At 63.0% G+C, this 14178-nt stretch carries 11 protein-coding genes; 1 reads left to right on the forward strand and 10 read right to left on the reverse strand.

Annotation, left to right across the window (positions count from 1 at the left end):
• Nucleotide 1: 1 nt before the first annotated feature.
• From F3J19_RS28245 to F3J19_RS28290, 10 genes are all read right to left on the reverse strand, one after another.
• Nucleotides 2–1057 carry a branched-chain amino acid ABC transporter permease gene (locus F3J19_RS28245; protein WP_167049069.1) on the reverse strand — a complete coding sequence of 352 codons (1056 nt, stop codon included), beginning with the start codon at nucleotides 1055–1057 and terminating at the stop codon, nucleotides 2–4.
• 224 nt (nucleotides 1058–1281) lie between these two features.
• Nucleotides 1282–2442, reverse strand: coding sequence for an ABC transporter substrate-binding protein (locus F3J19_RS28250; RefSeq protein ID WP_167049071.1), 1161 nt, complete (start codon nucleotides 2440–2442; stop codon nucleotides 1282–1284).
• Nucleotides 2443–2849: 407 nt separating this feature from the next.
• Nucleotides 2850–4016, reverse strand: a complete 1167-nt coding sequence (locus tag F3J19_RS28255; protein WP_167049073.1) for an ABC transporter substrate-binding protein — start codon at nucleotides 4014–4016, stop codon at nucleotides 2850–2852.
• 540 nt (nucleotides 4017–4556) lie between these two features.
• Nucleotides 4557–5528: a branched-chain amino acid ABC transporter permease gene (locus F3J19_RS28260; RefSeq protein WP_167049134.1), complete on the reverse strand. Its 972-nt coding sequence runs from the start codon at nucleotides 5526–5528 to the stop codon at nucleotides 4557–4559.
• Nucleotides 5528–6412, reverse strand: coding sequence for a branched-chain amino acid ABC transporter permease (locus F3J19_RS28265; protein ID WP_167049075.1), 885 nt, complete (start codon nucleotides 6410–6412; stop codon nucleotides 5528–5530). Before F3J19_RS28265 ends, F3J19_RS28260 begins: the two co-directional genes overlap by 1 nt.
• A 261-nt stretch (nucleotides 6413–6673) precedes the next feature.
• Nucleotides 6674–7888, reverse strand: coding sequence for an ABC transporter substrate-binding protein (locus F3J19_RS28270; protein ID WP_167049077.1), 1215 nt, complete (start codon nucleotides 7886–7888; stop codon nucleotides 6674–6676).
• 85 nt (nucleotides 7889–7973) lie between these two features.
• The gene (locus tag F3J19_RS28275) at nucleotides 7974–8732 is read right to left on the reverse strand and encodes an ABC transporter ATP-binding protein (protein ID WP_167049079.1); all 759 of its coding nucleotides are present in this window, start codon (nucleotides 8730–8732) and stop codon (nucleotides 7974–7976) included.
• Nucleotides 8729–9508 carry an ABC transporter ATP-binding protein gene (locus F3J19_RS28280; protein WP_167049081.1) on the reverse strand — a complete coding sequence of 260 codons (780 nt, stop codon included), beginning with the start codon at nucleotides 9506–9508 and terminating at the stop codon, nucleotides 8729–8731. The genes F3J19_RS28275 and F3J19_RS28280 overlap by 4 nt, the downstream gene beginning before the upstream one ends.
• Before the next feature lie 242 nt (nucleotides 9509–9750).
• Complete coding sequence (locus F3J19_RS28285; protein ID WP_167049136.1) at nucleotides 9751–11466, reverse strand: GMC family oxidoreductase N-terminal domain-containing protein; 1716 nt, start codon at nucleotides 11464–11466, stop codon at nucleotides 9751–9753.
• Nucleotides 11467–11515: 49 nt separating this feature from the next.
• Nucleotides 11516–13066: a CoA-acylating methylmalonate-semialdehyde dehydrogenase gene (locus F3J19_RS28290; RefSeq protein WP_167049083.1), complete on the reverse strand. Its 1551-nt coding sequence runs from the start codon at nucleotides 13064–13066 to the stop codon at nucleotides 11516–11518.
• A gap of 173 nt (nucleotides 13067–13239) precedes the next feature.
• Here F3J19_RS28290 and F3J19_RS28295 point away from each other — a divergent pair, with 173 nt between their 5' ends.
• Nucleotides 13240–14139, forward strand: coding sequence for a LysR family transcriptional regulator (locus F3J19_RS28295; protein ID WP_167049085.1), 900 nt, complete (start codon nucleotides 13240–13242; stop codon nucleotides 14137–14139).
• Nucleotides 14140–14178 lie beyond the last annotated feature (39 nt).

Genomic DNA, 14178 nt, shown 5'->3' on the forward strand with positions numbered 1-14178 from the left:
GTCACTCCTCTTCCTCTTCGGCATGCGGGCTCGCAAGACTGCGCCACAGCAGCACCGGGATGATGAGCGTGAACACGATCACTTCCTTATAAGCACTCGCCCAGAACGACGAATACGACTCCAGCAAACCCACGAGAATCGAGCCCGCTGCCGCGAGCGGATAGCTGACGAGACCGCCGATGATCGCGCCCACGAAGCCCTTCAGACCGATCAGGAAGCCCGAGTCGTAGTAGATCGTCGTGAGCGGCGCGACGAGGATGCCGCACAAGGCGCCGAGCCCCGCCGCGAGCGTGAACGCGAGGCGCCCCGCCTGCGTCGTGCCGATGCCGACGAGGCGCGCGCCGAGCCGGTTCACCGAGGTCGCGCGCAGCGCCTTGCCCGAGATCGAGCGATCGAAGTACAGATACAGCGCGCCGATCAGCACGACCGCCGTGCCGATCACCCACAGGCTTTGCCCGGAGATCGACAGGCTGCCGACGTTGAACGTCGCATCGGAAAACGCGTTGGTGCGCGAGCCTTCCGCGCCGAACATCACGAGGCCGAGACCGACCATCGCGAAATGCACGGCCACTGCGACAATCAGCAGCAGCAGCGTGGTCGCTTCCGCGATCGGCTCATAGGCGAGCCGATAAACGAACGGCCCCATCGGAATCACGATCAAGAGCGTCAGCGCGATCTGCACGATCATCGGCAGCGGCTGCATGAAGAGGCCACGCGTGAGCGCATAGACGGCGATCGGGAACAGCAGATACTTCCCTGCCAGCACGGGCAGCGTGCGCGCCGCATGACGGCGCCGCTCGGCATGCCGCAACGTCGCCGCCGTCTCGACGACAAAACACGCCGCGCCCATCGCCATCAGCAGCCAGCAGGTGGCCGGAAACTTCTGCGTCTGCAATGCGGCGAGCGTCAGCGCGCCATACGAAACAAACTCCCCCTGCGGTATGAAGATCACCCGCGTCACGGAAAACACCAACACCAGCGCAAGCGCAAGCAGCGCGTAGATTGCGCCGGTGGTAATGCCGTCCTGCGCGAGGATCGCCGCAATTGATAGATCCATACTTCCTCGTCCTGAAGCGTCAAAATCGAAAAACCGGAAAACAGTCGTGATAGCACGGCGCGTGGCCGTCCATCAACCTGCATGCCATGTCTGAAAAGACAACCGCCGCGCCGGGATGCGGCGCGGCGGTCGTTGCCATTGTCGTCGAACACATGGCAATGCGGTGCCATGCACCGCAGATTGCGCGAGAGGCGCGTACCGCTTTTTATCCTGATGGATTATTTTCAGTCGTTCTGCAGCTTCCATTTGCCGTCGACGATCTGCACGATCACGCGTGCGCGCTGGTCGAGGCCGTTGTGGTCGGTCGGCGTGGTGTTCATGATGCCGTGCGACACCGGCAGTTCCTTGAGGTTTTCGAGCGCGCTGCGCAGCGCCGAGCGAAACTCGGGCGTGCCCGGCTGAGCGGTCTTCAGCGCGACCGGAATCGCGGCCTGCAGCATCTGGCCCGCATCCCATGCGTGACCGCCGAAGGTGGCGACCGAACCCGCGCCATACGCCTTCTCGTACGCGTTCTTATAGGCTTCCGACGACTTCTTCACCGGGTTCGAATCGGGCAGCTGATCGACGACGAGAATCGGACCGGCCGGCAGCAACTCGCCGTCGCAATCCTTGCCGCACACGCGCAGGAAGTCGTTGTTCGCAACACCGTGCGTCTGATAGATCTTGCCCTTGTAGCCACGCTCCTTGAGCGTCTTGGCCGGCAGCGCCGACGGCGTGCCCGAGCCCGCGATCAGCACCGCGTCGGGATTCGCGCTCATCGTCTTCAGCACCTGGCCCGTCACCGATGCATCGGTGCGGTTAAAACGCTCGTTGGAGACGACCTTCAGATTGTGGGCTTTCGCGGCGGCGTCGAAGGTCGTGTTCCAGCTATCGCCGTAGGCATCCGAAAAGCCGATGAAGCCGACCGTCTTCACGCCGTGGCGCTGCATGTAATCGGCGATGGCGTCGGCCATCAGGCTGTCGTTCTGCGGCGGCTTGAAGGCCCACGCGCGCTTCGCGTCCATCGGCGCGATGATCGCCGCCGATGCCGCGAGCGAGATCACCGGCGTCTTGCCTTCGGCGGCGGGATCGAGCATCGCGAGCGCATTCGGCGTGACAGTCGAGCCGATGATCGCGTCGACATGGTCTTCGTCGATCAGCTTGTGCGTGTTCTGCACGGCTTCGCTGGTGTCCGAGCCGTCGTCGAGAACGATGTACTGCACGCTCTTGCCGCCGATCTCCTTCGGCAGCAATGCAATCGTGTTCTTCTCGGGAATCCCGAGCGATGCGGCCGGCCCCGTAGTGGACAGCGTCACGCCGATCTTCACCTGCGCGAACGCCGCACCCGCGCCGCACATCAGCGCCATTGCGATGCCCGTGCGTACCCATTGCCTTGTCTTCTTCATTACGAGTCTCCAAACGCCTTGAAGCGCGTATCTATGAGCCGGCTCGACGGGCCCGGTGCGTGATCAAGTTATCGGGCCTGGGTGCGCGCGTGCCAAGCATGGTTTTCCCTGCTCGATGCGAATACCTTGCCCGTTCTGTTCGATGCCGCTCCTCTCACCTGCACGATCCTGCTGCCTCGGACTGTCGCACTTTCTGCGGCGCGATTTCCTCTTTTTTAACCACTAATATGCTAGTAGATTGCGTTCTGCATGATCGACGGTCAATAGCGCATGGGCCGAATGCGGGTTTGTCCTGAAGCAACGGAACCACACTTCTCTCGCGATGCGCGCCACCGCACGGGCAATAAAAAAAGACGCGTCAACTGCACGCGTCTTTTCGATGAGGCTTCGTGGCGTTTTGCCTTCGCTCAGTCGCCGGCCAGCTTCCACTTGCCGTCGACGATCTGCACCATCACACGCGCTCGCTGATCGAGACCGGCGTGATCGTTCGCGCTCATGTTGAAGATGCCGTGCGATGCGGGCATGTCTTTGGTGCCTTCGAGCGCCGCGCGCAGCGCTTCGCGGAACGCCGGCGTGCCCGGCTGCCCTTTCTTCAGCGCGAGCGGAATCGCCTGTTGCAACAGCAGGCCCGCGTCCCACGCATGGCCGCCGAACGTCGACACGGAGCCCACGCCATAAGCGGCTTCATACGCGTGTTTGTACGCGAGCGAGGTCTTCTTCACCGGGTTCGAATCGGGCAGTTGATCCGCGACGAGCAGCGGACCGGCCGGCAGCCACGTGCCCTCGCAATCCTTGCTGCACACGCGCAGGAAGTCGTTGTTCGCGACACCGTGCGTCTGATAGTACTTGCCCTTGTAGCCGCGCTCCCTGAGCGTTTTCTGCGGCAGCGCGGCCGGCGTGCCGGCGCCGGCGATCAGCACCGCGTCCGGGTTCTGCGACATCATCTTCAGCACCTGGCCCGTGACCGACGCGTCGTTGCGCGCAAAACGCTCGTTCGCGACGACCTTGATCTTCTGGAGATCGGCGGCCTTGCTGAACTCCTTGAACCAGCTCTCGCCGTATGCGTCGGCAAAACCGATGAACGCGACCGTCTTCACGCCGTGATTCGCCATGTGCTGCGCGATCGCGGTCGCCATCAGGATGTCGTTCTGCGGCGTCTTGAAGACCCAGGCGCGCTTCGCGTCCATCGGCTCGACGATGCCCGCGGCGGCGGCCATCGAGATCATCGGCGTGGACGTTTCGGCGGCGACGTCGATCATGGCGAGCGAGTTCGGCACGACGGTCGAGCCGATCAGCGCGTCGACGTGATCTTCGCTGGTGAGCTTGCGGGCGTTCTTGACCGCTTGGGTGGAATCGGTCGCGTCGTCGAGCACGATGTAATCGATTTTCTGGCCCGCGACCTCCTTGGGCAGCAGCGCGATCGTGTTCTTCTCCGGAATGCCGAGCGAAGCGGCCGGCCCCGTAGCCGACACGGTGACGCCGATTTTCACATCTGCGAATGCATGGCCGCTCCAGGCAGCCGATACTCCGGTGGCGACCAATGCCGCGCTGATCCAACGTAATGCCGACTTCATCCTGCTCCTCTATTAACCCCGTTATTCAACTGAATTTAAATCCGCGGATTTAAATGCCAACCCAGTGGTCGGTGAAAAGCGAGTTTAGCGGACGCGCGCGCCGTGCCGCAAGCGTTTTGCAGGGTTGTAGCGCTTAAATGCGGTGTTCTCGCAGAACAAAAATAACGGCCCGATTCAACGATTATCCCGGCGCGGCTTGTCGAAAGCGCGTTCGAAAAGCACAAATAAAAAGCGCTGTTGGATATCAATCCAACAGCGCTTTCGTCTGGGCACTGAGTGCCTCAATTGTCTCCTCGTTCTCCACCTGCAAATTCGTGGTGCATCAGAACTGCGTAAAGATTAAACGACGCCTCTACCGGTAACAACTAGCAATTACCCTAGTGGTGCACTGCGGCACCGAATTGACGCACGTCGGCGCGTTTCGTCTGCACATTATGCGACCTGCTTATGAAAGCCGTTGTTTCATTGGATTTTTAGCCTGCCCGAATTAGATCGGATGTCGAAGCAATCTCATATCGCACTGCATCAAGCCAGGCTCGATTATGCACGCAACGGCCGCACGCGCGCGACGATTTCGCCGACGATACCGCGCCGGAACGCCAGCACGCACGCAATGAAAATCAGCCCCGTGACGATCGTCACCGATTCGCCGAGCGAGCGGAACCAGTCGACGCCCGTCATCGAGGCAAGCGCGGCACCGATATCGCCGAGCCGGTCTTCGAGCGACACGATCAGCGCGGCGCCGAGCAACGGCCCGAACAGCGTACCCATACCACCCACGAGCGTCATCAGGATGACGAGACCGGACATGGTCCAATAGGCATCGCTCAAGGTCTCGAAACCTTGTACCAACACTTTCAGCGAGCCGGCAAGACCCGCGAGGCCGGCCGACAGAATGAACGCCAGCAGCTTGAAGCGATCGGTATCGTAGCCGAGCGACACCGCGCGCGGCTCGTTCTCCTTGATCGCGACGAGCACCTGCCCGAACGGCGAATGGACGATCCGCACGATCAACAGGAATGCCGCCACGACCACCGCGAGCACGACGAAATAGAGCGCGACGTCCGACGAAAGACCGAGCACGCCGAACAGCTTGCCGCGCGGCACGCCTTGCAGACCGTCTTCGCCATGCGTGAACGGCGCCTGCAGGAACACGAAGTACACCATCTGCGCGAGCGCGAGCGTCACCATCGCGAAGTAGATGCCCTGGCGGCGAATCGCGAAGAAGCCGACGACGAGCCCGAGCAGCGTCGCCGTCGCGGTGCCGGTCAGCACCCCGAGCTCCGGCGAAAACCCGAGCGTCTGCATCGCATAGCCGGTCGCGTAGCCGGCCGAGGCGAGAAACATCGCATGTCCGAACGACAGCAGCCCCGTATAGCCGATCAACAGATTGAAGGCGGCCGCGAACAGCGCGAAGCACAGCACCTTCATCACGAAGAGCGGATAGATGCCAAGCACCGGCACCGCGAGCAGCACGATCAGCAGCAGACCGTAGAGGACTTTTCTCTGCATCATTTTTCCCTGCCGAAGAGGCCCGCCGGGCGCACGAGCAACACGAGCGCCATGATCACGAAGACGACGGTCGCCGACGCCTCGGGGTAATACACGCGCGTGAGCCCTTCGATCACACCGAGCATGAGGCCGGTCAGAATCGAGCCCATGATCGACCCCATCCCGCCGATCACGACCACCGCAAACACGGTGATGATCATCGGCTGGCCCATCAGCGGCGAGACCTGGATGACCGGCGCGGCGAGCACGCCGGCAAACGCCGCGAGCGCGACGCCGAAGCCGTAGGTCAGCGTAATCATCAGCGGCACGTTGACGCCGAACGCCTCGACGAGCTTCGGGTTTTCGGTGCCCGCGCGCAGATACGCGCCAAGCCGCGTCTTCTCGATCACGAACCACGTCGCGAAGCACACGACGAGCGACGCGACGACAACCCACGCGCGATAGTTCGGCAGGAACATGAAGCCGAGATTGGTCGCGCCGGTAAGCGCCGAAGGCACGTCGTACGGCTGGCCCGACGACCCGTAGATCGAATGGAAGATGCCTTCGATCGCAAGCGTGAGCCCGAACGTCAGCAGCAGGCCGTATAGATGATCGAGCTTATAGAGCCAGCGCAGCATCGTGCGCTCGATCGCAATGCCGAACAGCCCGACGATCAGCGGCGCGAGCACGAGCATCACCCAGTACGGCAGATTGAAATACGACAGCCCCATCCACGCGAGCATCGCGCCGAGCATGAACAGCGCGCCATGCGCGAAGTTGATCACGTTGAGCAGGCCGAAAATCACCGCCAGCCCAAGGCTCAGAATCGCGTAGAACGAGCCGTTCACGAGCCCGAGCAGAAGCTGGCTCAGCATCGCCGGAAGCGGAACGCCAAAGATATCCATTGAAGCCCTTCGCCCTTCAAACCATCGTCAAGTGAGACCGGTCGCGCGCACGATGCGGCAAACAGCGCCCGCTGCGCGGCACGCAAAACGTCCGGGCCGTTTGAGCCGCCGTTGCTCATGCTCACGAAAACGCCGCACGTACGCGCCGCGCTGCCATTCAACGCAACAGCAACACGCACGGCGTTTCGTTCACGAACAACGGAAGGCCCCCGCGAGCGTCTCAGGTGCCGCTATCCGCGACTTCTTTCTTCTGGCCCGCGCTTACTTCCACAACGCGCAGCGCGTTTGCGCCTTGGTCGTGAACGCCTGCTCGCCCGGGATCGTCGCCATGATCTTGTAGTAGTCCCACGGTTCTTTCGATTCGGCCGGCGTCTTCACCTGCATCAGGTACATGTCGTGGATCATGCTGCCGTCCTGGCGGATGTAGCCCTTCGCGTAGAAGTCGTCGATCTTCGTCTTGCGCAGCTGCGCCATCACCTTGTCCGGGTCGGTCGAGCCGACCGCCTGCACCGCCTTCAGGTAGTTCATCGTCGCCGAGTAGTCGGCGGCCTGCAGGCTCGACGGCATCTTCTTCATCTTGTCGAAGTAGCGCTGCGACCACTTGCGTGTCTCGGCATCCTTGTTCCAGTACCAGCTGTCGGTCAGCACGAGACCTTGCGTGGTTTCGAGACCGAGGCTGTGCACGTCGTCGATGAACATCAGCAGCGCGGCGATCTTCATTGTCTTCGGAATGCCGAATTCCTTCGCGGCCTTGATCGCGTTGACCGTATCGCCGCCGGCATTCGCGAGGCCGAGAATCTGCGCCTTCGAGGCCTGCGCCTGCAACAGGAACGACGAGAAGTCCGACGCCGAGAGCGGATGCCGCACCGAACCGAGCACCTGGCCGCCGTTCGCCTTCACGACGTCCGAGGTGGCCTTTTCGAGCGCCTTGCCGAACGCGTAGTCGGCCGTCAGGAAGTACCACGTCTTGCCGCCCTGCTTCGTCACGGCCGAGCCCGTGCCGTTGGCGAGCGCCGTCGTGTCGTAGGCGTAGTGAACCGTGTACGGCGTGCATTGCTCGTTGGTCAGCGTATCGGCGCCGGCGCCGATGTTGATGTAGACCTTGTGCTTCTCGCCCGCGACGGTGTTCATCGACAACCCGGTCGCCGAGTTCGTGCCGCCGATCAGCATGTCGACGCCATCGCGGTCGAACCATTCGCGCGCACGCGACGCGGCGATGTCCGCCTTGTTCTGGTGATCCGCGTACAGCACCGTGATCGGCTTGCCGTTGACCTTGCCGCCGAAGTCGGCCACCGCCATGCGGATCGCCTCAAGACCGCCCTGCCCGTCGATATCGGCGTACAGGCCCGACATGTCGGTGATGAAGCCGATCTTCACGGCATCGTCGGCCGCTTGCGCGCCCCCGAACGTTAGCGCAGTGCCGGCGGCAACCGCGAAACAGAATGAGGCAAGCCGTGCGAGTGGGTTCTTTTTCATGCGTGTCTCCAGGTTGTTCGCTTGTGGTTATCAGAGGCAAGCGGACGCATGCGGAAGATTTCCGCGAGTACGCCCGCATGGGGGTCTATACACCGAGTAAATCGTGCAGCACCGGCATCTTGCCTTCGAGTTCGCGGGCCGCGAAATGCTCGACGATCGTGCCGTGCTCCATCACATAGAAACGATCGGCGAGCGGCGCGGCAAAACGGAAGTTCTGTTCGACCATCACGACCGTGTAGCCACGCGCCTTCAGCGTGACGATCATGCGCGCGAGCGCCTGCACGATCACGGGTGCGAGCCCTTCCGAGATTTCGTCGAGCAGCAGCAGATTCGCACCCGTGCGCAGAATCCGCGCGACCGCGAGCATCTGCTGTTCGCCGCCCGAGAGCCGCGTGCCCTGGCTCATGCGCCGCTCGTACAGATTCGGGAACATCGCATAGATTTCCTCGAGCGACATCATGTGCGCCTTGTCGCCGACGGGCGGCGGCAACAGCAGATTTTCCTCGCACGACAGGCTCGAAAAAATGCCGCGCTCTTCGGGGCAGTAACCGATGCCGCAGTGCGCGATGCGATGCGTGGGCAGATCGATCGTTTCGCGTCCGCCGATCCGGATCGAACCCGTGCGGCGCCCCGTGAGGCCCATGATCGCGCGCAGCGTCGTGGTGCGGCCCGCGCCGTTGCGCCCGAGCAGCGTGACGACCTCGCCGCGGCCGACCGTCAGATCGACGCCGTGCAGAATGTGGGATTCCCCGTACCAGGTTTGCAGTCCCGCGATTTCCAGCGCGGCTGCGCCGTTTTTCGTTGTGCTCGCTTCGAGCCCTTCGCGCTCGACCGTCGTATTCATGCGTGGGCTCCGGCGAGCGCCGCGTCGGCGCTGCCCATGTAGGCTTGCATCACGAGCGGATTCTTCGACACTTCCGCGTAGCTGCCTTCGGCCAGCACCTCGCCCCGTTGCAGCACGGTGATCGTATCGGAGATGCCGGCGATCACGTTCATGTTGTGCTCGACCATCAGGATCGTGCGGCCGGCCGATACTTTCTTGATGAGCGCGGTCACGCGGTCCACGTCTTCGTGGCCCATGCCTTGGGTCGGCTCGTCGAGCAGCATCAATTCCGGTTCCATCGCGAGCGTGGTGGCGATTTCGAGCGCGCGCTTGCGGCCGTAGGCAAGTTCGACCGTCAGCACGTCGGCGAAATCGGTCAGACCGACCTGGGTCAGCAGGTCCATCGCGCGATCGTTCAGGCGCCGCAGCGTGCGCTCGCTCTTCCAGAAGTGAAATGCGGTGCCGAGCGAGCGCTGCAAACCGACGCGCACGTTCTGCAATGCCGTCAGATGCGGAAATACCGCAGAAATCTGGAATGAACGGATGATGCCGCGCCGCGCGATCTGCGCGGGACGTTCGCTGGTGATATCGACACCGTTGAAAACGATCTGACCCGCGGTGGGTTCGAGAAATTTGGTGAGCAGATTGAAGCAGGTGGTCTTGCCTGCTCCGTTGGGGCCGATCAGCGCATGGATCGAACCACGGCGCACGCGCAGGTTCACGCCGTTCACGGCAACAAAGCCTTTGAACTCACGGGTGAGGCCGCGCGTTTCGAGAATCGTATCGCCGAGAATCATGTTCCCTTCCATACGGAGTTAGGCGAAGCACTACGATCTTTTCGCGCGAAGCTCCGCGCGACGTTTTATGAACGACGGCACCCCCTTGCCGATCGTTGGCGTACTGCACCAATCCGGACGGTAATCCATGGCACAGCACGCAGCATGGCTATCATTGTCGCGCCAATGATGCAGCGCATTCATTGGGATTTGCACTTAGTGAAAGTGGACCGAGCGGTCGCCGTGCGCAAGCGACACGTCCATCACAGCGCCGACAGAGGCGCAGACATGCTGTTTTGCGCGGACATGCTGCCGCTTGCGCGTGCGCGGCGATCTTCGCGAATCATCGCACTCGCGCGCTCGGCGATCATCAGCGTCGGCGAATTCGTGTTGCCCGACGTGATGTTCGGCATCACCGACGCATCGACGACACGCAAGCCCTCGACGCCGATAACCCGCAGGCGGTTGTCGACGACCGCGGCGGGATCGTCGCTCGTGCCCATACGGCAGGTGCCGACCGGATGGAAGATCGTCGTGCCGACCGCGCCCGCGGCCTGCTGCAACTCGGCTTCGCTTTGATACTGGATGCCCGGCAGAATCTCCTGCGGCCGATAGCGCGCAAGCGCGGGCGCCGCGGCGATGCGGCGCGTGAGACGCAATGCGTTCGCGGCGACGTGGCGGTCGTAATCGGTGGAGAGATAGTTCGGCGCGATCAACGGCGGCGCCGATGCGTCGGCCGATCCAATATGGATACTGCCGCGCGACGTGGGACGCAATTGGCACACCGACGCCGTGAATGCATTGAAGCGATGCAGCGGCTCGCCGAAGCGATCGAGCGAAAGCGGCTGCACGTGGTACTCGAGATCGGGGCGTGTGAGCGAACGATCGTCGGGATCGGACCTGGCGAACGCACCGAGTTGCGACGGCGACATCGACATCGGCCCGCTTTGGAACAACGCGTACTGCATGCCGATCATGAGCTTGCCCCACCAGTGCGCGGTCATCGTGTTGAGCGTGCGCACGCCTTCGACTTTATAAGCCATACGCAGCTGCAAATGATCCTGCAGATTTTCGCCAACGCCGCGCAGATCGTGAACGACCTCGATGCCGAGCTTCTGAAGACGCGCGCCATCGCCGACGCCGGACAGTTCGAGCAGTTGCGGCGAGTTGACCGCGCCCGCGGCAAGAATGACTTCGCAACGCGCCCGGGCGAGATAGTCGACCTCGCCGCCACGATATTCGACGCCCGTGCAGCGGCGTCCCTCGAACACGACCCGCTGCGTATGCGCGCCGGTCATGACCGTGAGATTCGGCCGCTTCACGGCGGGCCGCAGAAACGCCTTCGACGCATTCCAGCGAATGCCGCGCTTCTGGTTGACGTCGAAATAGCCGACACCGGTGTTGTCGCCGCGATTGAAGTCGTCCGTTGCGGGAATGCCGGTTTGCTGCGCGGCTTGCGCGAACTCTTCGAGAATCTGCCACTTCAGGCGCTGCTTTTCGACACGCCACGGGCCACCCGCGCCGTGCGATTCGTTGGCGCCGCCGTGGTGATCTTCGCTGCGTTTGAAGACCGGCAGCACCGCATCCCACGACCACGAACGGTCATTGGTCACGCGCGCCCACTCGTCGTAGTCCTCGCGCTGGCCGCGCATATAGATCATGCCGTTGATCGACGAACTGCCGCCCAACACGCGCCCGCGCGGATACGACAGCGCGCGGCCATTGAGTCCCGCTTCCGCCTGCGTCTTGTAGAGCCAGTCCGTGCGCGGATTGCCGATGCAATACAGGTAGCCGACCGGCACGTGAATCCAGTGGTAATCGTCCTTGCCGCCCGCTTCGAGCAGCAGCACGCTGACGTCGGGATCTCCGGTGAGCCGGTTCGCCAGCACGCAGCCCGCAGTGCCGGCGCCGACAATGATGTAGTCGAATTCGCCTTCGAGCCGCCGCGAGGCCGTGGACGTACTTTCGCTATGACTCATCATTCAGTCTCCTAAGCATTTTTATGTTCATTTTTATGCTTACGACAGACTACTTCGCGACCGGCATCGTGAATTCAGCGCCCTTCGCGATGCTGTCGGGCCAGCGCTGCATGATGCTCTTATAGCGCGTATAGAAGCGCACGCCCTCTTCGCCATAGGCGTGATGATCGCCGAACAGCGACTTCTTCCAGCCGCCGAACGAATGCCAGGCCATCGGCACCGGAATCGGCACGTTGATGCCCACCATGCCGATCTCGATCTGCCGCGAGAACGCGCGCGCAATGCCGCCATCGGACGTAAACAGCGACACGCCGTTCGCGAACTGGTTGGCGTTGATCAGTTTGACTGCGGAGGCGAAGTCCGGCACGCGCACCACGCACAGCACCGGCCCGAAAATTTCCTCGCGATAGATCTTCATCCCGGTCGTCACGTCGTCGAATAGCGTACCGCCAAGGAAGAAGCCGTTCTCGTGGCCCGCCACCTGATGACCGCGCCCATCGACGACGAGCTTCGCGCCCGCCGCCACGCCGGCATCGATATAGCCGGCCACCTTGTCGCGATGCGCGCCGGTCACGAGCGGCCCCATCTCAGCAGCCGCTTCCATGCCGTTGAGGATCTTCAGGCTCTTCACGCGCGGCGTCAGGCGCTCGATCAGTTGATCGGCGATATGGCCCACCGCGACCGCCACCGAAATCGCCATGCAGCGCTCGCCCGCCGAACCGTACGCAGCGCCGATCAACGCATCGACGGCTTGATCGAGATCGGCGTCGGGCATCACGACGAGGTGGTTCTTCGCACCGCCCAACGCCTGCACGCGCTTGCCGTACTTCGTGCCTTCCGTGTAGATGTATTCGGCGATCGGCGTCGAGCCGACGAACGACAGCGCGCTCACTTCGGGATGCACGAGCAACGCATCGACCGCGACCTTGTCGCCATGCACGACGTTGAACACGCCGTCCGGCAGACCCGCTTCCTTCAGCAGTTCGGCAAGCCGGATCGAGGCCGACGGATCGCGTTCGGACGGCTTCAGCACGAAGGTGTTGCCGCACGCGATCGCGACCGGGAACATCCAGCTCGGCACCATCATCGGGAAATTGAACGGCGTGATGCCGGCGACCACACCGAGCGGCTGACGCAGATTCCAGTTGTCGATACCACCGCCGATCTGGTCGGTGAAGTCGGTCTTCAGCAGATTCGGAATGCCGCACGCGAATTCGACGATCTCGATGCCGCGCATCACCTCGCCCTTCGCATCGGAAAACACCTTGCCGTGTTCGCGCGTAATCAACTCGGCGAGTTCATCGTGGTGACGGTCGAGCAATTCCTTGAACCTGAACAGCACGCGTGCCCGTTTGATCGGCGCGGTTTCGCTCCACGCGGGGAAAGCGGCTTTGGCGGCGGCGACCGCCGCATCCACCTCGGCGACGCTCGCGAGCGGCACGCGGGCACTCACGCTGCCGAGCGCCGGATTGAAGACATCGCCGAAACGGCCGCTCGTGCCGTCCACCGCCCGGCCGTTGATGAAATGGCCCAGCACACGGGCGCCGGCCGCGCCGCGCCCGGTCCCGTCCTGCGCGGTTTGTACATATGTCTCGCTCATCTCTTTCCTCTTCCTGTGGTGTTCCGGTGACGTCGTTTAGCCCGGCGTGGATAACGCGCGTGGCGCATGCAGCGCCTCTGCGAGCGTGCTGAACGCCAAGCGTACGGCGCTTTGGCGAGACAAATCCAATGAATATTGCTCAAATGAGCTATAAGCCGCGCTAATATCAGGCTATGGATCTGACTCTGCTCCGGGCCTTCGTCACCGTCGCACGCGAGGGCAATCTCACGCGCGCCGCGGTGCAACTGCATCTGACCCAACCCGCCGTCAGCCTGCAAATCAAGCACCTGCAGGAGGCGCTCGGCGTGACGCTGTTCACGCGGACCTCGCACGGACTAACGCTCACGCGCGACGGCCAGGCGCTGCTGCCGCATGCCGAACGCGCACTTGGAGCCGCCGCCGACGTGCAACGCGCCGCGCAGTCGCTGCGCCAGGAAGTGCGCGGACGTCTGCGCATCGGCACGATTCTCGACCCCGAATTCCTGCGCCTCGGCGGCTTTCTGAAGCAGCTCGTCGAAACCTGGCCGCGGATCGAAACCGCGCTGCGCCACGGCATGTCGGGCTGGGTGCTCGAACAGATTCGCGCGGGCGAGCTGGACGTCGGCTATTACATCGGCCTGCCGTCCGACGACGAGCCGCGCGACGGCCCCGCGTGTCACGCGGTGACGCTCACGCATTTCCAGTACCGCGTGCTCGCGCCGGCCGGCTGGAAAGACCGCGTGAAGGGCGCGCGCGACTGGCGCTCGCTCTCCGCGCTGCCGTGGATCTGGACGCCGCCCGCGTCGGCGCACAACCGCCTGTTGTCGCGCTGCTTCGGCGAGGCCGGCGTGAAGCCGCTCAAGGTGGCCGAGGTGGACCAGGAGCCGTCGATGCTCGATCTCGTCAAGTCGGGCGTCGGCCTCACGCTGGCGCGCGACGCGACCGCGATTGCCGAAGCCCATGCGCACGCGCTGACGATCGTCGAGGGAATCACCGTGCCGACCCAGCTCAGCTTCATCACGCTCGACGAGCGCAAGGACGAACCGGCGATTGCGGCCGCGCTGAAGCTGATCGAGCAGCAGTGGGCAAATTGAATTTCGCAGCTAAAACGGCCTGAACGGCCCGAGGTCCGC

Source organism: Burkholderia sp. Ax-1724 (genome assembly GCF_011752995.1).
Taxonomy (GTDB): Bacteria; Pseudomonadota; Gammaproteobacteria; order Burkholderiales; family Burkholderiaceae; genus Paraburkholderia.